Annotated in this window: 22 protein-coding genes; 1 reads left to right on the top strand and 21 read right to left on the bottom strand. The window is 74.9% G+C overall.

From position 1 onward, the window contains the following. Position 1: 1 nt before the first annotated feature. The 7 genes from carA to QWY28_RS22000 all read right to left on the bottom strand — a co-directional run bounded on the left by carA (position 2) and on the right by QWY28_RS22000 (position 8,881). Positions 2-1,171, bottom strand: a complete 1,170-nt coding sequence (carA, locus tag QWY28_RS22030) for a glutamine-hydrolyzing carbamoyl-phosphate synthase small subunit (RefSeq protein WP_300955060.1) — start codon at positions 1,169-1,171, stop codon at positions 2-4. Between the two features lie 142 nt (positions 1,172-1,313). Further along, positions 1,314-2,303, bottom strand: a complete 990-nt coding sequence (locus tag QWY28_RS22025) for an LLM class flavin-dependent oxidoreductase (RefSeq protein WP_300955058.1) — start codon at positions 2,301-2,303, stop codon at positions 1,314-1,316. Between the two features lie 14 nt (positions 2,304-2,317). Next, positions 2,318-4,834 carry an ATP-dependent helicase HrpB gene (hrpB, locus tag QWY28_RS22020; protein WP_300955057.1) on the bottom strand — a complete coding sequence of 839 codons (2,517 nt, stop codon included), beginning with the start codon at positions 4,832-4,834 and terminating at the stop codon, positions 2,318-2,320. Then, on the bottom strand, positions 4,821-6,107 hold the full coding sequence (locus QWY28_RS22015) for a dihydroorotase (RefSeq protein ID WP_300955055.1): 1,287 nt from the start codon (positions 6,105-6,107) through the stop codon (positions 4,821-4,823). Before QWY28_RS22015 ends, hrpB begins: the two co-directional genes overlap by 14 nt. Further along, on the bottom strand, positions 6,104-7,042 hold the full coding sequence (locus QWY28_RS22010) for an aspartate carbamoyltransferase catalytic subunit (protein ID WP_300955054.1): 939 nt from the start codon (positions 7,040-7,042) through the stop codon (positions 6,104-6,106). Before QWY28_RS22010 ends, QWY28_RS22015 begins: the two co-directional genes overlap by 4 nt. Further along, positions 7,039-7,632: a bifunctional pyr operon transcriptional regulator/uracil phosphoribosyltransferase PyrR gene (gene pyrR / locus QWY28_RS22005; protein WP_300955052.1), complete on the bottom strand. Its 594-nt coding sequence runs from the start codon at positions 7,630-7,632 to the stop codon at positions 7,039-7,041. The genes QWY28_RS22010 and pyrR overlap by 4 nt, the downstream gene beginning before the upstream one ends. Positions 7,633-7,867: 235 nt before the next feature. Further along, on the bottom strand, positions 7,868-8,881 hold the full coding sequence (locus tag QWY28_RS22000) for an NADPH:quinone reductase (protein ID WP_300955050.1): 1,014 nt from the start codon (positions 8,879-8,881) through the stop codon (positions 7,868-7,870). Between the two features lie 75 nt (positions 8,882-8,956). On the opposite strand from QWY28_RS22000, the gene QWY28_RS21995 reads away from it, so the two are divergent. After that, positions 8,957-9,364 carry a PPOX class F420-dependent oxidoreductase gene (locus QWY28_RS21995; protein WP_300955048.1) on the top strand — a complete coding sequence of 136 codons (408 nt, stop codon included), beginning with the start codon at positions 8,957-8,959 and terminating at the stop codon, positions 9,362-9,364. 40 nt (positions 9,365-9,404) lie between these two features. Here QWY28_RS21995 and QWY28_RS21990 read toward each other — a convergent pair whose 3' ends face one another. From QWY28_RS21990 to mltG, 14 genes are all read right to left on the bottom strand, one after another. Continuing rightward, positions 9,405-9,869, bottom strand: coding sequence for a hypothetical protein (locus QWY28_RS21990; protein WP_300955047.1), 465 nt, complete (start codon positions 9,867-9,869; stop codon positions 9,405-9,407). Between the two features lie 135 nt (positions 9,870-10,004). Further along, on the bottom strand, positions 10,005-11,414 hold the full coding sequence (locus tag QWY28_RS21985; RefSeq protein WP_300955046.1) for a hypothetical protein: 1,410 nt from the start codon (positions 11,412-11,414) through the stop codon (positions 10,005-10,007). Between the two features lie 86 nt (positions 11,415-11,500). Further along, on the bottom strand, positions 11,501-12,892 hold the full coding sequence (locus QWY28_RS21980) for a dihydrolipoyl dehydrogenase family protein (RefSeq protein WP_300955045.1): 1,392 nt from the start codon (positions 12,890-12,892) through the stop codon (positions 11,501-11,503). After that, positions 12,889-13,719: a DUF1206 domain-containing protein gene (locus QWY28_RS21975; protein WP_300955043.1), complete on the bottom strand. Its 831-nt coding sequence runs from the start codon at positions 13,717-13,719 to the stop codon at positions 12,889-12,891. The genes QWY28_RS21980 and QWY28_RS21975 overlap by 4 nt, the downstream gene beginning before the upstream one ends. A gap of 6 nt (positions 13,720-13,725) precedes the next feature. Beyond that, positions 13,726-15,120 carry a dihydrolipoyl dehydrogenase family protein gene (locus QWY28_RS21970; protein ID WP_300955041.1) on the bottom strand — a complete coding sequence of 465 codons (1,395 nt, stop codon included), beginning with the start codon at positions 15,118-15,120 and terminating at the stop codon, positions 13,726-13,728. A gap of 35 nt (positions 15,121-15,155) precedes the next feature. Then, the gene (gene nusB, locus QWY28_RS21965) at positions 15,156-15,563 is read right to left on the bottom strand and encodes a transcription antitermination factor NusB (protein ID WP_300955039.1); all 408 of its coding nucleotides are present in this window, start codon (positions 15,561-15,563) and stop codon (positions 15,156-15,158) included. After that, positions 15,563-16,126, bottom strand: a complete 564-nt coding sequence (efp, locus tag QWY28_RS21960; RefSeq protein WP_300955038.1) for an elongation factor P — start codon at positions 16,124-16,126, stop codon at positions 15,563-15,565. Before efp ends, nusB begins: the two co-directional genes overlap by 1 nt. Positions 16,127-16,254: 128 nt before the next feature. Next, positions 16,255-16,683: a type II 3-dehydroquinate dehydratase gene (locus QWY28_RS21955; RefSeq protein WP_300955037.1), complete on the bottom strand. Its 429-nt coding sequence runs from the start codon at positions 16,681-16,683 to the stop codon at positions 16,255-16,257. Beyond that, positions 16,680-17,816, bottom strand: coding sequence for a 3-dehydroquinate synthase (aroB, locus tag QWY28_RS21950; RefSeq protein ID WP_300955035.1), 1,137 nt, complete (start codon positions 17,814-17,816; stop codon positions 16,680-16,682). The genes QWY28_RS21955 and aroB overlap by 4 nt, the downstream gene beginning before the upstream one ends. Further along, positions 17,809-18,318 (bottom strand): shikimate kinase, encoded by a 510-nt coding sequence (locus QWY28_RS21945; protein WP_300955034.1) that lies wholly within the window; start codon positions 18,316-18,318, stop codon positions 17,809-17,811. Before QWY28_RS21945 ends, aroB begins: the two co-directional genes overlap by 8 nt. Next, positions 18,315-19,493: a chorismate synthase gene (gene aroC, locus QWY28_RS21940; RefSeq protein WP_300955033.1), complete on the bottom strand. Its 1,179-nt coding sequence runs from the start codon at positions 19,491-19,493 to the stop codon at positions 18,315-18,317. The genes QWY28_RS21945 and aroC overlap by 4 nt, the downstream gene beginning before the upstream one ends. Before the next feature lie 40 nt (positions 19,494-19,533). After that, entirely contained in the window at positions 19,534-20,316 is a 783-nt protein-coding gene (locus tag QWY28_RS21935; protein WP_300955031.1) for a prepilin peptidase, read from the bottom strand. Beyond that, entirely contained in the window at positions 20,313-21,116 is an 804-nt protein-coding gene (locus tag QWY28_RS21930; protein WP_300955029.1) for a shikimate dehydrogenase, read from the bottom strand. The genes QWY28_RS21935 and QWY28_RS21930 overlap by 4 nt, the downstream gene beginning before the upstream one ends. 13 nt (positions 21,117-21,129) lie before the next feature. Continuing rightward, a partial coding sequence (gene mltG, locus QWY28_RS21925) for an endolytic transglycosylase MltG (protein ID WP_300955027.1) occupies positions 21,130-21,988 on the bottom strand: 859 nt, incomplete at its 5' end.

Below are 21,988 nucleotides of genomic sequence, written 5' to 3'. Positions count from 1 at the left end.
GTCAGGCGCCCTTCTGCTCGATCTGGTCCTGGCTCGACTGCTGGCTCGACCGGTCGGCCATCAGGTCCACGAACCGGTCGAAGAGGTACGCCGCGTCGTGCGGGCCGGCGGCGGCCTCGGGGTGGTACTGGACCGAGAAGCTGGTCAGCCGGCCCTCGGCGTCGCGCAGCTCGAGGCCCTCGACGACGTCGTCGTTGAGGCAGACGTGGCTGACGCTCGCCTCGCCGTACGGCGTGGTCGTGCTGCCCTCGAGCGGGGCGTCGACGGCGAACCCGTGGTTGTGCGCGGTCACCTCGACCTTGCCGGTCGTGCGGTCCATGACCGGCTGGTTGATGCCGCGGTGGCCGTACTTGAGCTTGTAGGTGCCGAAGCCGAGGGCCCGGCCGAAGAGCTGGTTGCCGAAGCAGATCCCGAAGTAGGGCACCTGCTGCTCCAGCGCGCCCCGCAGCACCTCGATCTGCTGCGTCGTGGCAGCGGGGTCGCCGGGGCCGTTGGAGTAGAACAGCCCGTCGGGCTGCACGGCCAGGACGTCCTCGAGGGTGGAGGTGGCCGGCAGGACGTGCACCTCGATGCCGCGCTCGGCCATGCGGGCAGGCGTCATCGACTTGATCCCGAGGTCGAGCGCGGCGACGGTGAACCGCTTCTCGCCCTGCGCCGGCACGACGTACGCCTCCGGGGTCGTGACCTCGTCGGCGAGCTCCAGCCCGCTCATCTCGGCCGAGGCGCGCACCCGCTCCAGCAGCGCGGCGGGGTCGGTCTCGGTGGTGGAGATGCCGACCCGCATGGCGCCGCGCTCGCGCAGGTGGCGGGTCAGCGCACGGGTGTCGACGCCGCTGATCCCGACGACGCCCTGCTCGCGCAGCTCGTCGTCGAGCGTGCGGCGGCTGCGCCAGCTCGACGGCACCCGGGCGGGGTCGCGCACGACGTACCCGGCGACCCAGATCCGACGGGACTCGGGGTCCTCGTCGTTGATGCCGGTGTTGCCGACGTGCGGGGAGGTCATCACGACCACCTGACGGTGGTACGACGGGTCGGTGAGCGTCTCCTGGTAGCCGGTCATGCCGGTGTTGAAGACGGCCTCGCCGAAGGTCTCACCCGAGGCGCCGAAGGCCTCGCCGGTGAAGCTGCGACCGTCCTCGAGGACCAGGATCGCGGGGGCATGCGACGGCACGCCGCACCTCCTTCTCCGCCTCACGGGACGGATCGTTAAAGGATGTCGAACGGCTCCGACCCTACCAGCGCGGACTCCTCCGCCCGGGCCGGCGTCCAGCGGCGCCCGGCTCCGCGAGGCGCGCGTCACGCCGCCCGTGGCATCAGGCCGCGACGCGGCCGACCGCCTCCGCGGCGAGCTCGACCGAGCGCAGCCGGGCCGCGGTCGTCGGGGCCTGGTGGGCGGTGATCAGCTCGTCGGCGCCGACCCGCTCGGCGAACGCGCGCAGGTGCGCGCCGACCTCCGCCGGCGAGCCCAGTGCGGTGTGGGTCAGCATCTGGTCGACGTGGGTCGCCGCGCCCCGGCGCAGCAGCACGTCGGCCTCGGTGTCGGTGAGCTCCTGGCCGTTGCCGAACAGGCCGATCGCGAGGGTCCGGCGGACCGCGGCGTGGTTCCCGCGGGCCTCCTCGGCGGTGTCGGCGGCGATGACGTTCACGCCCGCGATGACGTACGGCGCGTCGAGCTGCGCCGAGGGTCGGAACTCGCGGCGGTAGGCCTCGACCGCCGGCTCGAGGGCCTGGGGCGCGAAGTGGCTGGCGAAGGCGTACGGCAGGCCCAGCTGCGCGGCGAGGTGCGCGCCGAACATCGAGGAGCCGAGGATGTAGAGCGGGACGTGCGAGCCGCGGCCCGGGACGGCCTGCACGCCCGGGACGCGGGACTCCCCCGCCAGGTAGGCCTGGAGCTCCAGCACGTCCTCGGGGAAGCGCTCGGAGGAGCGGGGGTCGCGGCGCAGGGCGTACATCGTGTTCTGGTCCGAGCCGGGCGCGCGACCGAGCCCGAGGTCGATCCGGCCCGGGTACATCGCCTCGAGCGTGCCGAACTGCTCGGCGATCGTCAGCGGGGCGTGGTTGGGCAGCATCACGCCGCCGGCCCCGAGCCGGATGGTCGAGGTGTGGGCGCCCACGTGCGAGATCAGCACGCTGGTCGCCGAGGAGGCGATGCGCGGCATGTTGTGGTGCTCGGCGTACCAGACCCGCTCGTAGCCGTGCTCCTCGGCGCGACGGGCCAGCGCGACGCTCGCGGCGATGCTGCTGGTGACGGTCTCGCCGTCGGCGATCGGGGCGAGGTCGAGGACGGAGAGCCGGAGGGTCATGTCCTGCCGAACGCCTAGGAGCCCCGGTTCCTTCCCGTCCCGCGACCCGTCCCCCGGGTGGGTGGCGCGGTCCACGGGTCCTCCGGCCAGGCGTGCTTGGGGTAGCGACCGCGGAGCTCGGCGCGCACCTGCGGGTAGCCGTTCTCCCAGAACGATGCGAGGTCCGCGGTGACCGCGACCGGCCGGCGGGCCGGCGAGAGCAGGTGCAGCAGGACCGGCACGCGTCCGTCGGCCAGCCGCGGCGTCGCGGCCCAGCCGAAGGTCTCCTGCAGGCGGACCGCCAGCACCGGCTGCTCGGCGGAGTAGTCGACGCGGACCGTCGATCCGCTGGGCACGCCCAGCCGCTCGGGGGCGAGCTCGTCGAGGCGCCCGGCCGCCGGCCAGGGCAGCAGCCGGCGCAGGGCGGCCAGCACGTCCACCCGGGCCAGGTCCCGGGTCCCGCGGACCCGGTCGAGCGCCGGCCCGAGCCAGGTCTCCACGTCGGCCAGGAGCGCCTCGTCGGACACCGACGGCCACGGCTCGCCGAGCGCCCGGTGGAGGAAGTCGAGCCGCTCGCGCAGCGACCGCGCGGCGTCGGTCCACGGCAGCACCGCGAGGCCCTCCTGGCGCAACCCCTCCCGGACCGCCGCGGCGACGCCCGCGACCGGCGGCTGGGCCAGCGGCGCCGCCGCGAGCTCGATCGCGCCCAGCCGCGTCACCCGGCGGGCGACCACGCGCCCGTCGGTCCAGCCGACCTCGTCCTCCTCGCTCCACCGGGCCGCGGCGGCCTCGAGCGCGAGGCCGTCGTCGATCGGCGCCGCCGAGCGGATCGTCGCGTCGCGCTGCCCGGGCCGGCGGTCGACGTCGGCGACGGCCAGCCAGCCGGTGCCCGCGAGCGCCGACCCGGCGGGCAGCACCGCCCCGGTGCCGCCGACCATGAGGTACGCCGCCGCGCCGGGACGCCGGCGGGCCACCCGGTCGGGGTGGGCCAGGGCGACGACGGCACCGACGGCCAGGTCGTCCGGCATCCGCCCCGCGTCCGCCGGGGCCGGCCGCCCCTCCGGCACCGACCGGAGCAGTTGCTCGACGCTCGCGTGCCAGGCACCCGAGCCGGGCCCGCCGGCCCGCACCTGCCGCAGCGCCGCGACCAGGTCGCCGCCCGGGGCGCGGACGTCGTCGGCGAGCAGGGCCAGCACCTCGGCGGCCCGCCGCGCGCCGACGAGGGGCGCGCCGTCGAGCAGCGCGCGGGCCAGCCGCGGGTCGGCCGGCACCCGGGCGACGGCCCGGCCGCGCTCGGTGACAGCGCCGTCCTCCTCGACGGCGCCGAGGTCGACCAGGGTCGCGCGGGCCGTTGCCAGCGCCGGCGCGGGCGGCGGGTCCAGCAGCGCGAGGCCGGCCCCGTCCGGGCTCCCCCACGCGGCGAGCTCGAGGGCGAACCCGGTCAGGTCGCCGACCGCGATCTCCGGCTCGGGGTGGGCGGCGAGGTGGGCGTGCTCGGCCTCGGACCAGCAGCGGTACGCCGTGCCGGGGCCCTCGCGACCGGCACGGCCGGCGCGCTGGTCCGCCGCGGCGCGGCTGACCCGCACGGTCACCAGCCCGGCCAACCCGCGGCGGTGGTCGGTGCGCGGCTGCCTGACCAGGCCGGCGTCGACCACGGTCCGCACGCCGGGGACCGTCAGCGACGACTCCGCCACCGCCGTGGAGACGACCACCCGTCGCCGCGAGCCGGCGGTGAGCGCGAGGTCCTGCTCCGCGGCGGGCAGCCGGCCGTGCAGCGGGCGCAGGTCGGCCTCGGCCCCGGCGAGCCTGCGGACCACGCCGTCGACCTCGGCCACGCCGGGCAGGAAGGCCAGCACGTCCCCCGGCCGCTCGGCCAGGGCCCGGCGGACGGTCGCGGCGACGTGGTCGAGGAACGCCGGGGTCACCCCGCGGTCGTCGGTGCGCAGGACCCCGGGCGGGAGCGGGACGTGCACGGCCGCAACCGGGTGCAGCGCGCCGGGCACCTCCACGACCGGTACCGGCGGGCTGCCCAGGAGCGCGGCCGTGCGCTCGGCCTCGACCGTGGCGGACATGGCCACCAGACGCAGGTCCTCGCGCAGGTGGGCGCGGACGTCGATGAGCAGGGCGAGCAGCAGGTCGGCGTCCAGCGCACGCTCGTGCACCTCGTCGACCACCACCGCGGCCACGCCCGGGAGGTCCGGGTCGCGCTGCAGCCGCCGCAGCAGCACGCCGGTGGTGACCATCTCGACGCGGGTCTCCGCCGACGAGCGGCGGTCGCCGCGCACGGCGTACCCCACCGTGCGGCCGACGGGCTCACCGAGCAGCCCGGCCAGTCGTCGGGCAGCCGCCCGAGCGGCGATCCGGCGCGGCTGGGTGACGACGACCCGGCCGCCGCCCAGCTCGGTGACCAGCTCGGCGACGGCCGGCGGGACGAGCGTCGTCTTGCCGCTGCCCGGCGGCGCCCACAGCACGGCGGCGGACCGCTCGCGCAGGGCCCCGGTCAGCGCCGGCAGCCCGGCACGGACCGGGAGGTCGACCTCAGACCAGTGCACCGTCGAGGACCGTCGGCCGTCCCCGCAGGAAGGTGGCGACGACGCGGCCGGGCAGCTCCATGCCGCGGTACGGCGTGTTGCGGCTCAGGCTGGCCGACCCCGCCGGGTCGACCGGGCGCCGCACCGAGGGGTCGTAGAGCACCACGTTGGCCGGCGAGCCGGGCTCGAGCGGCTGGCCGTGGTCGGCGACGCGGCCGATGCGGGCCGGGGCGTACGACATCCGCTCGGCGACGCCGGCCCAGTCCAGCAGCCCCGCGTCCACCATCGTCTCCTGCACGATCGACAGCGCGGTCTCGAGGCCGAGCATGCCGAAGGCGGCGGCCGCCCACTCGCAGTCCTTGTCCTCGTGCGGGTGGGGGGCGTGGTCGGTGGCGACGATGTCGATGGTGCCGTCGGCCAGGCCCGCCCGCAGCGCCTCGACGTCCGCGCGCGTGCGCAGCGGCGGGTTGACCTTGTAGATCGGGTCGTAGGTCGCCGCGAGCTCGTCGGTGAGGATCAGGTGGTGCGGGCAGGCCTCGGCGGTCACGTCGACGCCGCGCGCCTTGGCCTCGCGGACGATCTGCACCGAGCCGGCCGTCGAGACGTGGCACACGTGCAGCCGGGAGCCGACGTGCTCGGCGAGCAGGCAGTCGCGGGCGATGACCGCCTCCTCGGCGACCGCCGGCCAGCCGGTGAGCCCGAGCTTCCCGGACAGCTCGCCCTCGTTCATCTGGGCGCCCTCGGTCAGCCGCGGCTCCTGGGCGTGCTGGGCGACGACGCCGTCGAAGGCCTTGACGTACTCCAGCGCCCGGCGCATCAGCACCGCGTCGGAGACGCACTTGCCGTCGTCGGAGAAGACCCGGACCCGCGCGGCGGAGTCGGCCATCGCGCCGAGCTCGGCGAGGCGCTCGCCCTGCAGCCCGACCGTGACCGCGCCCACGGGGTAGACGTCGCAGAAGCCGGCCTCGCGGCCCAGCCGCCAGACCTGCTCGACCACGCCGGCGGTGTCGGCGACCGGCTCGGTGTTGGCCATCGCGTGCACGGCGGTGAAGCCGCCCATCGCGGCCGCGCGGGTGCCGGACTCGACGGTCTCGGCGTCCTCGCGGCCCGGCTCGCGCAGGTGCGTGTGCAGGTCCACCAGGCCGGGCAGGGCGACCAGCCCGGTGGCGTCGACGACCTCCGCGCCCTCGGCGTCCAGGCCGCTGCCGACCTCGGCCACCACCCCGTCGCGGAGCAGCAGGTCGACCGGGTCGCCGCCCAGGACGGACGCATTGCGGATCAGGTAGGTGCTCACTCGTCTCCTCCGACGGGCTGGGCTCCCCCGAGGAGGAGGTAGAGGACGGCCATCCGCACGGCGACGCCGTTGGTGACCTGCTCGACGATCACGGAGCGGTCGGAGTCGGCGACGTCGGCGCTGATCTCCATGCCGCGGACCATCGGGCCGGGGTGCATCACGATCGTGTGGTCCTGCAGGGTCGCCATCCGGCGGCCGTCGAGGCCGTAGCGGCGGGAGTACTCCCGCGGCGTCGGGAAGAAGCCGCCGTTCATCCGCTCCCGCTGGACGCGCAGCATCATCACCACGTCGGCCTTCGGGATCACCGCGTCCAGGTCGTACGACGTCTCGACCGGCCAGCTGTCGACGCCGACGGGGAGCAGCGTCGGCGGGGCGACGAGGGTGACCTCCGCGCCGAGCGTGGCCAGCAGCAGCGCGTTCGAGCGCGCCACCCGGCTGTGCAGCACGTCGCCGACGATCGCCACCCGGCGCCCGTCGAGGGACCCCAGGTGGCGGGTCATCGTGAACGCGTCGAGCAGCGCCTGCGTCGGGTGCTCGTGGGTGCCGTCGCCGGCGTTGACGACGCTCGAGCGGACCCAGCCCGAGTGGGCCAGCCGGTGCGGGGCGCCGCTGGCGCCGTGGCGCACGACCACCGCGTCCGCCCCCATCGCCTCCAGGGTCAGCGCGGTGTCCTTGAGGCTCTCGCCCTTGGACAGGCTCGAGCCCTTGGCGGAGAAGTTGATGACGTCCGCGCTGAGCCGCTTGGCCGCGGCCTCGAAAGAGATCCGCGTGCGGGTGGAGTCCTCGAAGAAGAGGTTGACCACCGTGCGCCCGCGCAGGGCGGGCAGCTTCTTGATCGGCCGGTCGGCCAGCGAGCGCAGCTCGGCGGCGGTGCTGAGGACCAGCTCGGCGTCGTCGCGGCTCAGGTCGGCCGCGCTGAGGAGGTGGCGCTTCACGAGGCCTCCCCCGTCGGCTCGCTGGTGTCGCCCTCGCCGTGGATGGTCACCGCGTCGACCTCGTCGACCCCGGCGAGGGTCACCCGGACCCGCTCGACGAGCGAGGTGGGCAGGTTCTTGCCGACGAAGTCCGCGCGGATCGGCAGCTCGCGGTGTCCGCGGTCGACCAGGACCGCCAGGCGCACGGCACGCGGGCGGCCGATGTCGTTGAGGGCGTCCAGCGCGGCGCGGATGGTGCGGCCGGAGAACAGCACGTCGTCGACCAGCACGACGGTCCGCCCGTCGATGCCGCTCTCGGGGATCTCGGTGTGGAGCAGGGCACGGGCCGGCTTCAGCCGCAGGTCGTCGCGGTACATCGTGACGTCGAGCGAGCCGGTGGGCACGTCGTACCCCTCGACCGAGGTGATCCGCTCGGCGATCCGCTCGGCCAGCGGCACGCCGCGGCTCGGGATGCCGAGCAGGACGAGGTCGCCGGCGCCCTTGTTGCGCTCGAGGATCTCGTGGGAGATGCGGGTCAGCGCCCGGGCGATGTCACGGGCGTCGAGGACGACCCGGCCGGGGGTCGCCTCCGGGGCAGGCTGGGCACACACGGGTGCGCGTGACCTCCTTCTCCGCCTCACGGGACGGCTCGTTAAAGGATGTCGAACGCCACCGACCCTACCGCCTCGCTCCGCGGCCGCGCACCCGGGCGCGGCCGGGCTCTCGGCGGCGGGCGGAAGGTTCATCGGCCGGCCGATGAAACCGGCGGTTGGCCGATGAAGTTCCATCGGCCAACCGGGAGTTCCATCGGACGGCCGATGAAACGTCGAGCCGGCCGCCCCTCGGTCACTCCTCGCCGATCGCCAGCAGGACCTTCCCGACCGCCCCGACCTCGACCGCGTCGTGCGCGGCGGCGGTCTCCGCGAGCGGGAGGTGGTGGAGGGGTACGCCGGCGTCCTCGCCGACCGCGAACGCCCCGTCCTCGAGCGCCGCGGTGATGTCCTCGGCCGCGGCCCGCAGCAGGTCCTCGCCCAGGGTGTAGAGCAGCACGAACTGGTAGCGCAGGTTCTTGGAGAACGTCTCCCGCACGGGGATCGAGAACTCGTCGCCGCCGTTGTTGGCGTAGATCGCGATCGTGCCGCGCACGCGGGTGACCGCGCGGTCGAGGTCGTTGTTCTGCGCCGGTGCGACCTCGACGACCAGGTCCACGCCGTCGGGCGCGACCTTGCGGATCTCCGCGGCGGGGTCGCCGACGGTGTAGTTGACGGTGTGGTGGGCGCCCGCGGCGACCGCCAGCGCGCCCTTCTCGTCGCTGCTGACCGTGGTCAGCACGGTCGCCCCGGCCCAGCGGGCCAGCTGGATCGCCGCGTTGCCGACCGCGCCCGCTCCCCCGGCGACCAGCACGGTGCGACCCTCGAGCGCCCCGGGAGCGAGCCGGTCGACGTCCTCGCCGCTGGTGAGGGCCCGGTGGGCGGTGACGGCGGGCACGCCGAGCGCCGCGCCGACGTCGTACGACGCCCCGACCGGGAGGTGGACCACCCGGGTCGCGGGCAGGACGACGTGCTCGGCGGCCGTCCCGTGGGCCTGGCCGTGCTGGGCGAGGAACACCCAGACCCGGTCCTCCACGGCGAAGCCGACCACGTCGGGACCGACCGCGTCGACGACGCCCGCGCCGTCCTGGCCGGGCGTCACCTCGTCGTACCCGCTCATCATCCCGGCACGGAACTTCCAGTCCGTCGGGTTCACCCCCGCCCGGACCAGCCGGACGCGGACCTCGCCGATCCCCGGCTCCGGCACCTCGCGCTCGACCACCTCCAGGACGCTCGACGGACCGGTCTGGCGGTAGACGACTGCACGCACGTGGTTGCCCCTTCCGGGCTGGGTGTCACTTGGGTACGGGACTCATCGTCCGGTAACCCGTCACCAGGAGGATCCATGCCCGAGCTCCCGTTCCCCGACGACGTACGCGCCCTGCTGCGCAAGCCCAACCCGGCCGTCGTCACCACCCTGCGCTCCGACGGGACGCCGGTGTCGGTGGCGACGTGGTACCTCCTGGAGGACGACGACCGGGTGCTGCTCAACATGGACGCCACCCGGGTGCGGTTGAAGCACCTGCGCCGAGACCCGCGCGTCTCGCTGACCGTGCTCGACGAGGCCAGCTGGTACACCCACGTCTCGCTCATCGGCCGGGTCACCGAGATCGCCGACGACGAGGGGCTCGTCGACATCGACCGGTGCAGCACCCACTACGGCGGGCAGCCCTACCCCGACCGCGAGTCGCCCCGCGTCAGCGCCTGGGTGACCATCGAGCGCTGGCACGGGTGGGGCGCCGCGAAGGACTGACCCCGGCCGAGGTGACGCCGGCGCGACGGTGCGGACTCGGTCAGCGGCTGGTGGCGCGCAGAGCCCAGACGTGGCCCCAGGCGTCGCACTCCAGCCGGACGCGGTCCTCGGAGCGGCCGACCGCGCACACGATCCACACGAGGGCCCACAGGCCGCCGGTGATGATCGTGCCGACGGCGTGGGCGACGTGGGAGACGGGCCGCTGGTAGGCGAGCACCGTGCCGTGCGGTCCGGCGTGGACGACCGAGGCGCCCTCGTCGAGCACCTGGCGCTCGACCGCGAGGTCCAGCACACGCTGGCGCTGCGACTCGGTGATCCGCCGGCCCAGGTCGAACCGCTCGGGGCGGTGGAGGGCCCGCATGTCGGCGGAGTACGCCGCCGAGGCCCACCGACGCCCGGTCCACCGGCGCCAGCGCTTGCCGTCCCACCGGTAGTCGCCGACGACCGGCCGGGTGGTCACGAGGTCGGGCTGACCGGGGCGGGCGAGGGTGGTGGTCCGAGACACGGCTCCATCATCCCCCACTCACGCCGGTCCTGCGGGCGGTCCGCCCGCATCGAGTCGTCGGGGTCGCGCCGTCGGGGTCGGGCCGTCGGGGTCGAGAAGTTCCAGCGGGGCCCCGCTGGGACTCGCGGCGGGCGCTCAGAGCGCGGCGGCCATGCCGGCGCAGGCCTTGAGCCACTGGCGGCGGGTGGCCTCCGAGAGCGAGGAGTACGGGACGACCGAGCCGGAGACGAGCGCCGGGTCGTACGGCACCCGGTAGACCGCGCGGGTCCGCTGCTCGTAGACCTGGACGAGGTCGTGCGCCAGCTTGCTGTCGACCTGCGCGGAGGGGTCGGAGAGCACGGTGACGGTCTTGTGCTTGAGGTTCTGGTAGCCGGCGTCCTGCAGCGCGTCGAGCATCCAGAGACCGGAGTAGCCGGTGTCCTCGCGCACGGTGCTCGTCACCACGAGCAGGTCGGCGGCGTCGGCGGCGGCCAGCCAGTTCTCGGCACGCATGTTGTTGCCGGTGTCGACGAGGATCACCCGGTAGAACCGCTCGAGCAGCTTGTGCACCGCCTGGAAGTCCTGCGCCCGGATCATCCCGGTCACGTCCGGGCGCTCGTCGGAGGCCAGCACGTCGAAGTGGGCGTCGCCCTGGGAGCGGACGAACGCCCCGAGGTCGCCGATCCGGGACTGGTAGACGTCGCTGAACCGGCTCAGGTCCTCCAGCAGCTCGCGGGTGGTGTTGCGGTGGGTGCTCCGCGTGCCGCGGATGCCGAGGGTGCCGCGGGTCTCGTTGTTGTCCCAGGCGACCACGCCCCCACCGCGCACGGTGCCGAAGGTGTAGCCGGCCGCGAGCACGCCGGTGGTCTTGGCCGCGCCGCCCTTGGGGTTGATGAAGGCGATCGTGCGAGGTCCCTCGAAGTCGCGCTGGATGGTGCGCCGGTCGTTCTCGTGGTCCATCTCGGCCGGGCCCATCCGCGGCGAGACCAGCCCGCCGGTCCAGCGGCGGACGCGGCCGCGCCAGCCCCAGGTCGCCGGGCCGTGGTCCACGTCGTCCGCACGGCGGTCGAGGAAGTCGGTCGCCGTCATGAAGCGGCGCGGCTCGGCCGGCTCCTCGGCCGGCTGCTCGACCGGCTGCGCGACCGGCTGGGCGTACGTCGGCGACGGGGCAGCCACGGGCGGGGCGGCCGGCGGGGCCATCGGCGGGGCCATCGGCGGGGCCATCGGCGGGGCAGCGGGCGGAGCGGCGGGCGGGGCAGCCGGCGGCGGGCTGGTGGGCCACGGGTTGGTCTGCGGCGGACCGGCCGGGGGCGGGTTGACCGGCTGGTTCATCGGCTGGTGGATCGGCTGGTGCACCTGCGGCACCTCGCGGGTGTTGTGGCGCTGGTCGGCCGGCGGGCCACCGAGCGGGTCACCCAGCGGGTCGCCGAGCGGGTCGGCCAGCGGGTCCACCGAGCGCTGCCCGGCGGCGTACGCCCCGAGCTCCTCGGGCGTGTAGAGCCGGTCACTGGTGTCGGAGACGTCGTGCTGGTCGGTCCGCTGGTGGGGGTCCTGCGGCTGGCTCATCCGGGGTTCCTCCGTCGTCGCGACCGGGTCTCGGTCGCGGTCTCTCGGTCAGTGCTCCGGGGGTTCCTTCCCCCCGGAACCGCAGGTCACACGTCCAGAGCCTTGAGGGCGGCCTCGATCGTCCGCTGGAAGGTCGGGAAGGGGAAGTGCATGCCGCGGAGCACCTCGACCGGCACCTCGGCGTGCACCGCGGTGCTGAGCAGGCCCATGACCTCGCCGCCGTACGGCGCGGCGACGGTGCCGCCGACGAGGACCCCGCGTGCGGCGTCGGCGACGACCTTCACGACGCCCTCGTTCCCCGGTCCGTGCATCCAGCCGCGGCTGGACCGCGGGACGTCGGCCAGCCCGACGCGCACGTCGACCCCGGCCTCGCGCGCCTGCTGCTCGGTCAGCCCCACCGCGCCCACCTCCGGGTCGGTGAACGTCACCCGGGTGAGGGCGCGGTAGTCCGCCGGCCGCACCTCGCGGCCGAGGACGTTGGCGACGACGCCGACCGCCTGGTACTTCGCGACGTGGGTGAACGGGCCCTCCCCCGTCACGTCGCCGACCGCCCAGAGCCGCTCCCCCGCCCGCAGCCGCTCGTCGACCGCGACCCGGCCGGCGTCGGGGTCGAGGCCGACGGTCTCGAGCCCGATGCCGCGGAGGTTCGGTCGGCGGCCGGTGGCGACGAGCAGCTCGTCGACCTCGACCTCCGCACCCGGGTCGCCGGCCAGCCGCAGCCGGAAGCCTCCCCCGTCGCGGCCGCCGTGGTCGACCTGCTCGACCTCGACGCCGGTCCGCACGTCGATCCCCTCGCGGGCGAACGCCGCGGCGACCGCCGCACTGGCCTCGGGCTCCTCCGGGCCGAGCAGGCGGGGGCCGGCCTCGAGGAGCGTCACCGCCGAGCCGAACCGGGCGAAGGCCTGGGCCAGCTCGGCGCCGATCGGCCCGCCGCCGAGCACGCCGAGCCGCGCGGGGGCGGCGGTCGCGTGGACGACCTCGCGGTTGGTCCAGTACGGCGTGCCGGCCAGGCCGGGGACCGGCGGGGCGTCGGCCTCCGTGCCGGTCGCCAGGACGACGCCGCGCCCGGCGACGTACGTCTCGGTGCCGGCAGTGGTCTCGACGACGACCCGGCCGGGCCCGTCGAGCCGGCCGCGGCCGCGGACGAGGCGCACGCCGGCCTCGCGCAGCGGACCGCTGTGCCCGTCGTCGGTCCAGTCGTGGTTGGCCTCGCGGATGCGGGCGGCGGTGGGGCCGAGGTCCGGCTCGACGACGGCACGCCCGGCGAGCTCGTCGACGTGCCGCGCCTCGGCGAGGACGTGCGCTCCGCGGATCATCAGCTTCGAGGGCGTGCAGCCCCAGAACGGGCACTCGCCGCCGACGAGGTCGCGCTCGACCCCGACGACCACGAGGCCGGCCCGGGCGAGCTTGATCGCCGCGTACTCCCCGCCGGCGCCGAGGCCGAGGACCACGACGTCGACGGCGTGCTCGGCGCTCATCGCGACAGGTGGCGGGCGCGGGCGAAGGTGAATAGCCCGTAGCAGCCGATGCCGACGCCGACGAGCACCAGCAGCACCGGCCCGAAGGGCTGCTGGAGCACCTCGAGCAGCGCCTGGTCCAGCCCGCCGGACTTCTTCGCGTCGTGGGTGACCGCGGCGTAGCAGAACAGCCCGCCGACGACGACCAGCGCGACGCCCTTGGCGGCGTGGCCGACCTTGCCGAGCCAGACGTACGCCGTGCCGGCGTCGCCGCTGCGGCCCTCGGCGGTCAGCTGCTCGCGGAACTTCTCGGTCCAGGCGCGCACGCCGAGGGCCACGCCGTAGCCGATGATCGCGGCGCCCACGAGGAACACCAGCACCTGCCCGAACGGCAGGTCGAGGAGCTTCGCGGTCAGGGTGTCCTCGGAGGAGCGCTTCCCCCCGGAGGAGCCGGAGCCGGTGGCGACGCGCAGCGCGCTGATCCCGATGGCGGCGTACAGCACGCCCTTGCCCGCGGAGGTGAGCCGCTTGCGCAGCCGGGTGGCGCCCTCCTCGTCGCGGTGGCCGGTGACCGCCTCGAGCGCGCGCCACAGCACCAGCACGAACATGCCGATCGCGACCAGCCAGACCAGCACCTTGCCGAACGGCTGCTGGGCCAGCTCGCGCACCGCGCCGCTGGTCGACGCCTCGCCCTCGCGGTCGCCGAGCGCGAGCTGGACCGCGAGCCAGGCGATGACGAGGTACACCAGCCCGTAGGCGACCAGTCCCACGCGGACCGCGCGGTCGAACCAGGTGCTGTCGCCGGCGCGGCGTGCCGTCTGCCGGGCGTTGTGCTGGAGGACTCCCACGCCGGGTCAGATACCCAGGTCGGCCAGCGCGGACTCGATCGCGCGGTGGAACGTCGGGTAGGCATAGACCATCGTGCGCAGCACCTCGACCGGGACCGCCGCGTGCACCGCGACCGCGAGCGCGCCAAGCACCTCGCCGCCGGCCGGCCCGACGACCGTCGCGCCGACGAGGACGCCGCGGTCGGCGTCCTCGACGACCTTGACCAGCCCGGTGGCCCCGGGCCCGTGGACGAAGCCGCGGGAGGACTGCTCCATCGCCGTCGAGCCGGTGCGCACGCGCAGGCCGGCGTCGCGCGCCTGCTGCTCGGTCATGCCGACGCCGGCGACCTCGGGATCGGTGAACGTGACGTGCGGGACGGCGTGGTACGACGCCGGGGCGCCGTCGCGCTCGAGCACGTCGCGCAGCGCGACCGCCGACTGGTACATCGAGACGTGCGTGTAGGCGCCCTTGCCGGTGACGTCCCCGAGCACCCAGAGCCCCTCCGCGGCGCGCAGCCGCTCGTCGACCTCGACGGAGCGGGCGGTCGGGTCGAGCCCGACGGTCTCCAGGCCGAGCCCGTCGAGGTTGGGGGTGCGCCCGGCCGCGACCAGCAGCCGGTCACCGGTGACCCGCTCCTCCCCGAGCGTGACCGTGAAGCCGCCGTCGGCGTAGGAGACCTCGCTCGGCTCCGCGCCGGTCACCACCCGGACGCCGTCGTCGGCGAGCGCGCGCTCGAGCACGGCCGAGGCCTCCGGCTCGTCGTGCGGCAGCAGCCGCGCGCCGTGCTGCAGGAGCGTCACGCGGGTGCCGAACCGGGCGAAGACCTGGGCCAGCTCGCAGCCGATGGGGCCGCCGCCCACGACGACCATCGACGCCGGCGCCTCGGTGGCGCGCACGGCGTCGCGGTTGGTCCAGTACGGCGTGCCCTCCAGGCCGGCCACCGGGGGCGCCGCGGGACGCGTGCCCGGGTTGAGGACGACACCGCGCCGGGCCGTGTACCGACGGGTCGAGCCGTCGCGCAGCTCGACGACCACGCGACGTACGCCGTCGAGCCGGGCGGTCCCGTGGTGGACCGTCGCCCCCGCGTCGGCCAGGCGCCGTACCGCGACGCTGTCGTCCCAGTCGTCGGTGGCCTCCTCGCGGATGCGGCGGGCGACCGGCGCCCAGGAGGCGGTGACCTCGACGTCGCCGGCGAGGGTGCCGGCCCGCCGGGCCTCGGCCAGGCCGTCGGCGGCGCGGAGCATCATCTTCGACGGGATGCACCCGTAGTAGGGGCACTCACCGCCGACGAGGTGCTTGTCGACCGCGACGACGTCGAGGCCGGCCTGCGCCGCTCCGGTGGCCAGCGCCTCGCCGCCCGGTCCGAGACCGACGACGACGAGGTCCACCTCGTGCTCCTGCTCCTGCTCCTGGGTGCTCACCGCGCCAGCATGACGCGGGGAGCAAGCCGCGGACCTCAGCCCAGGCTGGCCTTGTTGCGCGCGAGGTTGCCGAGGATGCCGTTGACGAACTGGGGCGACTCGTCGGTGGACAGGTCGCGGACGAGGCCCATCGCCTCGCTGATCGCCACGGAGTCCGGCACGTCGTCGGCGTAGAGCAGCTCCCACAGGCCCAGCCGCAGCACGTTGCGGTCCACCGCCGGCATCCGCTCGAGGGTCCACGCCTCGGCGTAGTCCCGCAGCAGCGCGTCGATCCGCTCCTGGTGCTCGACCACGCCGCGCACCAGCGTCGCGGTGTAGGCGTTGGTCGGGCCCTCGCCCTCGGCGATCGCCCGGTCGAGCGCCTCGACCGGCGACTCGCCGCGCATCTCCGAGGCGTACAGCAGGTCGAGCGCGCGCTTGCGGGCCTTCGAACGAGCCGCCATCAGGACTTGACGCGTCCCAGGTAGGAGGAGTCGCGGGTGTCGACCTTGACCTTCTCGCCCTGGTTGATGAACAGCGGGACCTGGATCTCGTGGCCGGTCTCGAGCGTGGCCGGCTTGGTGCGGCCGGTGGCCGAGTCGCCGGCGAGGCCGGGCTCGGTGAAGGTGATGACCAGCTCGACCGAGGCCGGCATCTCGATGAACAGCACGCGGCCCTCGTTGGTGGCCACGATGACCTCCTGGTTCTCCAGGAGGAAGTTCTGCGCGTCGCCGACGGTCTCCGGCGGGACCTCGAGCTGGTCGTAGGACTGGACGTCCATGAAGACGAACGACGTGCCGTCGTTGTAGAGGTACTGCATGGTGCGGCGGTCGACCGTGGCGGTCTCGACCTTGGTGCCGGCGTTGAAGGTCTTGTCGACGTTCTTGCCCGACTCGACGTTGCGGAGCTTGGTGCGCACGAAGGCGGGGCCCTTGCCCGGCTTGACGTGCTGGAACTCCACCACGGACCAGAGCTGCCCGTCGATGTTGAGGACCATGCCGTTCTTGAGGTCGTTCGTCGTTGCCATGCGCGCGTGTCAGCCTTCGTCGTCCGGTGGGCAGGAGGTGCTCGTGGCCGCCTCACGGGCGCCGCCGGGCACGGCGCACGAGTCTACCGGCGCCCGGCGCCTCCCCCCGAATGCCGGGTCGGGGCCGGTCAGCCGCGGGCGAGCACCTCGAGGGCCATCCGGTAGCCGTCGACCCCGTGCCCCGCGACGACCTCGACGGCGTACGCCGTGACGACCGAGTGGTGCCGGAACTCCTCGGGCCGCTGCCGCGGGTCGGAGATGTGCACCTCGACCAGCGGCGCCTCCAGCTGCGCGCAGGCGTCGAGGACCGCGTAGGAGTAGTGCGTCCACGCGGCGGCGTTGAGGACCACCGGGGTGCGTTCGTCGGCGGCCTCGTTGAGCCAGTCGACCATCACGCCCTCGTGGTTGGTCTGCCGCACCTCGACCTCCAGGCCCAGCTCGGTGCCCCAGGCCACGCACCGCTCGGCCAGCTCGGCGTGGGTCGTGGTGCCGTAGATCTCCGGCTGCCGCCGACCCAGCCGGCCGAGGTTCGGTCCGTTGAGGACGAGGACCCTCACGCGGGGGCCTGCCCGCCGTCCTCGAGCTGGAGGGCGTCGTACGCCGCGCGCAGGTGCTCCTCGGACGGCCCGGCCAGGACCGCCGGGCGGGCGACGTCGTCGAGCACGACGAAGCGCAGCTGGGAGCCGCGGGCCTTCTTGTCGACCCGCATCAGCTCGTGCAGGTCCTCGAAGGTCGGGCCCGACATCGCGGTCGGGAGCCCGAAGCGGCCGAAGACGTCGCGGTGCCGCTGGACCAGCTCGGGGCCGATCCGACCCTCGAGGCGCGCCAGCTCGGCGACGTACACGCAGCCCAGCGCGACGGCCTCGCCGTGCCGGATGGTGTAGCCGCTGACCCGCTCGACGGCGTGGCCGAGGGTGTGGCCGTAGTTGAGGACCTCGCGGCCGGGATGGCCGTCGCGGCCGCCGGTCTCACGGAGGTCGTCGACGACGACCTCGACCTTGACGCGGATGGCGCGCTCGACCAGCTCACGCAGCACCGGGTCGTCGACGGACAGCGAACCCGGCTCGAGGGACTCGGCGAGGCGGAGGATCTCAGGGTCGGCGACGAAGCCGCACTTGATCACCTCGGCCAGGCCGGAGACGAGCTCCTCGCCGGCGAGCGTGCGGAGGTAGGACAGGTCGCACAGGACGCCGGCGGGCTCGTGGAAGGCGCCCACGAGGTTCTTGCCGGCCTCGGTGTTGACCGCGGTCTTCCCGCCGACCGCCGCGTCGACCATGGCCAGCAGCGTCGTGGGAACGTGCACGACGCGGACGCCGCGCAGCCAGGTGGCGGCCACGAAGCCGCCGAGGTCGGTCGTCGCGCCGCCGCCGAGGGTGACGATCGCGTCCGAGCGGGTGAAGCCCTCGTCGCCCAGCGCGTTCCAGATCTCCGCGGCGACCTCGACGGACTTGCACTCCTCGCCCTCGGGCACCGCGAACACCAGCACCTCGCGGTCGGCGAGCGTGTCGACGAGGTCGTCGGCGAACGGCTGCAGCCGGGTGTCGACGACCAGCGCGACGCGCTCGGCCGCGGACCCGACCATCGCCGGGAGGTGACGGGCCAGGTCGCTGCCGACGACGACGTCGTACGGCGACGCGCCGCCCACGTGCAGGGTGGTCTCGGCGGTGGTGCCGGCAGTCGGGTCAGTCACGGTGGAGGGCCTCCAGGATCTCGTCGGCGACCTGCTGCGGGGTGCGCCCGTCGGTGTCGACGACCAGGGTGGCCACCGACTCGTACACCGGCGCCCGCTCGTCGAGGAGCGCCTTGATGCGCGACCGTACGCCACCGACCAGCAGCGGCCGCGAGGTGCCGAGGCCGACCCGCTTCACCGCGTCGGCGAGGCCGACCCGCAGGAAGACGACGCGGTGGCCGGCGAGCCGCTCGCGGGTGCCGGGGTCGAGGACCGCTCCCCCGCCCAGCGCGAGGACGCCGTCGTGCTCGGTCAGCGCGAGCGCCACCGCGGCCGCCTCCAGCTCGCGGAAGCGGGCCTCGCCGGACTCCACGAAGATGTCGGAGACCGACCGCCCCTCGGTGGCCTCGACGTCCTGGTCGGTGTCGCGCGCGGTCACGCCCCAGGCGTCGGCCAGCAGCGCGGCGACGGTGGTCTTGCCGGCCCCCATCGGGCCGACGAGGACCGCGCGGGGCCCGCTCATCGGTAGCGCAGCGAGGAGAGGTAGGCCTCCGCGTTGCGCCGGGTCTCGGCCACCGAGTCGCCGCCGAACTTCTCGGTCACCGCGTCGGCCAGCACGAGCGCGACCATCGCCTCGGCGACGATGCCGGCCGCGGGGACCGCGCAGACGTCCGAGCGCTGGTGGTGGGCCACCGCCTCCTCGCCGGTCGCGACGTCCACGGTGCGCAGGGCCCGCGGCACGGTCGCGATGGGCTTCATCGCGGCCCGCACGCGCAGCACCTCGCCGGTGGTCATGCCGCCCTCGGTGCCGCCCGATCGGCCGGAGACGCGGCGGATGCCCTCGTCGGTGGGGACGATCTCGTCGTGGGCCAGCGAGCCGGGCGTCGCGGCGAGCGCGAAGCCGTCGCCGACCTCGACGCCCTTGATCGCCTGGATGCCCATGAGCGCACCGGCCAGCCGCGAGTCGAGCCGGCGGTCCCAGTGCACGTGCGAGCCGAGGCCCGGCGGGAGGTCGTGGACGACCACCTCGACCACGCCGCCGAGCGTGTCGCCGTCCTTGTGGGCGGCGTCGATCCGCTCGACCATGAGCGTGGAGGTGTCGGCGTCGAGGCAGCGCACCGGGTCCTCGTCGAGGCGCGCGACGTCGTCGGCCGCGGGCCAGAGCCCGTCGGGGGCACGGACGCCGCCGAGCTCGATGACGTGGGAGACGATGCGGGCGCCGACGGCCTGCTCCAGGAAGTTGCTGGCCACCCGGCCCAGCGCGACCCGGGCCGCGGTCTCGCGGGCCGAGGCACGCTCGAGGATCGGGCGGGCGTCGTCGAAGTCGTACTTCTGCATGCCGGCGAGGTCGGCGTGGCCGGGCCGGGGCCGCGTGAGCGGGGCGTTGCGCGCCATCGTGGCGAGCTCGTCGGGGTCGACCGGGTCGGCCGACATGACCTTCTCCCACTTGGGCCACTCGGTGTTGCCGACTTCGATGGCGACCGGGCCGCCCTGCGTGCGTCCGTGGCGTACGCCGCCGACCAGCGTGACCTGGTCCTGCTCGAACTTCATCCGGGCGCCGCGGCCGTAGCCGAGCCGGCGACGGGCCAGGGAGTCCTGGATGTCGGAGGAGGTGACCTCGACGTGGGCGGGCAGGCCCTCGAGGATCGCGACCAGGGACGGGCCGTGGGACTCGCCCGCGGTGAGCCAACGAAGCATGGGCGTCAGTCTCCCACGACGCCTCCGCTCCCCCGGACGCTCACCCGGTCACGAGACCGTCGAGCACCGGCTCGCCGATCCAGACCCCCAGCAGCGCGGCGACCAGCATGAACGGCCCGAACGGGAACGCCTTGCGCTCGACCACCCGCAGCAGCGACAGCAGCCCGCCGCCGACCCCGCCGAGCAGGAACCCGCCGTACACGCCGACGAGCAGCTCGCCCCAGCCCAGGTGCCCCAGCGCGATGCCGAGCAGGCCGGCCAGCCGCACGTCGCCGTACCCCAGCCCGCGGGGGTGCACGAACCACAGCAGGAAGAAGATCCCGCCGGCGACCAGCCACCCCCAGAACGCCCGGAGGAGGTCGTCGGTGTCCCGGGTGACCACCCAGGTGACCAGGGTCAGCGCGATGGTGAGGAGGTACGTCGGCGCGATGACCTTGGTCGGCAGCAGCCGCGTGCGCCAGTCGACGACCGCGAGGGCGACGCCCACCGGTACGAGCGGCGCCAGCGGCAGCAGGTCCCAGTCCGCCCCGACCGACCAGCCGACCAGCGCTCCCGCCAGGGCGGAGGCGAGCGCCGCCTTCCACACCAGGCCGGGCAGCCGGGCGATGTCGGCGTAGGGCTCCTTGGGCTCCTCCTCCAACTCCCCGACCGGCCCGGCCGGCGGCACGGCGACCGGCGCGTCCTGCTCGGCGGCCGCGTCGTCGGTGGTGGTCGGCGCCGGCTCGGGGATCCGCCCGACCAGCGCGGGCACGAGCAGGCCGAGCCCGCCGCAGACCAGGGCCAGCGCGACGGCGGCCCCCACCGCGCCGTCCACGTCGCTCACGCCGTGCCCCGCAGCGCCGCGTCGCCCGCGGCGCGGATGACCTCGACCGTGGGCCGGCGACCGGCGAACAGCTCGACCTGCAGCGCGGCCTGGTGGGCGAGCAGGTCGAGCCCCCCGACCAGCACCCGGTCGGGCCCGACGGAGGCGGCCAGCGGGGTGGGCCAGGGGTCGTAGACGACCTCGAGGACGACCGGGACGTCGGCGCAGCCGGCGACGAGCGCCGGGGTCTGCGCGGCGGCCGGCACGGTGGAGACCAGCACGTCGGCGACCGGTGCCTGGCCGAGCGGCGCCAGGGCGACCTCCGGGCGCGAGGGGTGCCGCCGGACCGCCGCGGCCGCCTCCTCGCCCCGCTCGGGCGAGCGGACGTGCAGGGTGACCCGGCGGGCGCCGAGGTCGCACAGCGCCAGGCCGGTCGAGGCCGCGGTCGCGCCGCCGCCCAGCACCGCGCCGACCGCGACCGGATCGGCGTACCGCTCCCGGACCGCGGCGACCGCGCCGGGCAGGTCGGTGTTGTCGGCGCGCCGGGCGTCCCCGTCGAGCACCAGGGTGTTGGCGGCACCGACGAGCGCCGCCCGCTCGGAGACGTCGTCGACCAGCGACATCAGCTCCCGCTTGAGCGGCATCGTCAGCGACAGGCCGCGCCACGAGGCGTCGAGCCCGGCCAGGAAGTCCGCGAGCCCGCCGGCGGGCACCCGCACCGCCTCGTAGGTCCAGTCCACACCGAGCTCGGCGTACGCCGCCCGGTGCAGCACCGGGGACAGCGAGTGGGCGATCGGGTCGCCCAGGACCGCGCAGCGCATGCCGACCGGCCGCTCAGCAGCGGTCGGACTGCGTCGCGCAGTACTCGTCCAGCTCGTCGCGGAACGACAGGAACTCGTCGTAGGACTCGGTGAACTTGGTCTCGCCGGTCGCCAGGTCGACGGTCACGTAGAACAGCCACGGACCCTCGGCCGGCGTCGTCGCGGCCTCGATCGCGGCGTCACCGGGCGCCTCGATCGGCCCGGGCGGGAGGCCCGGCTGCGTGTAAGTGTTGTACGGCGAGTCCGCGACCGAGTCGATCTCGTCGGTCGTCAGCCGGGCGATCGGCTCCTTGCCCAGCGCGTAGTTGACGGCCGCGTCGATCTGCAGCAGCCCGTTGGTGACGCCGTTGTCGGGGTTCTCGACCCGGTTGTAGATGACCCGCGCGACCTTGGGCATGTCGTCGCCGCGACCCTCCGCCTCGACCAGGCTGGCGATGGTCATCAGCTCGTGCGGGGTGTAGCCGAGCTCGGCGGCGGCGTCCTCGAGGCCCGCCTCGTCGGCGGCCTGGCGCCACCGGTCGACCATGGCGGTCACCATGTCCAGCGGCTTGGCGTTCGGCCCGAAGGAGTACGTCGAGGGGAACAGGTAGCCCTCGGGATTGCCGCCGGCGTACTCCGGCAGGCCGATCTTGTCGGGCTGGTCGAGGACCCGCTCGAAGTCGGAGGCGTCGAAGTCGGTGTTGTCGGCCAGCACCTCGACGACCTGGTCGACGTTGAGGCCCTCGGGGACCGTGACGGCGTTGGTGATGATGTTCGCCGGATCGACGAGCACGTCGATGGCGTCGTCGGCGGCCATCTCCTTCTTGAGCGGGTAGAACCCGACCTGGATCCCCGGCGACTCCGGGTCGGCGGCAGCGGCGTCGATGCAGGCC

Source organism: Nocardioides oceani (genome assembly GCF_030412965.1).
GTDB classification, from domain to species: Bacteria; Actinomycetota; Actinomycetes; order Propionibacteriales; family Nocardioidaceae; genus Nocardioides; species Nocardioides oceani.
The sequence above is the reverse complement of the archived record's forward strand: the minus strand, read 5'-3'. Positions and strand labels throughout refer to the sequence as shown.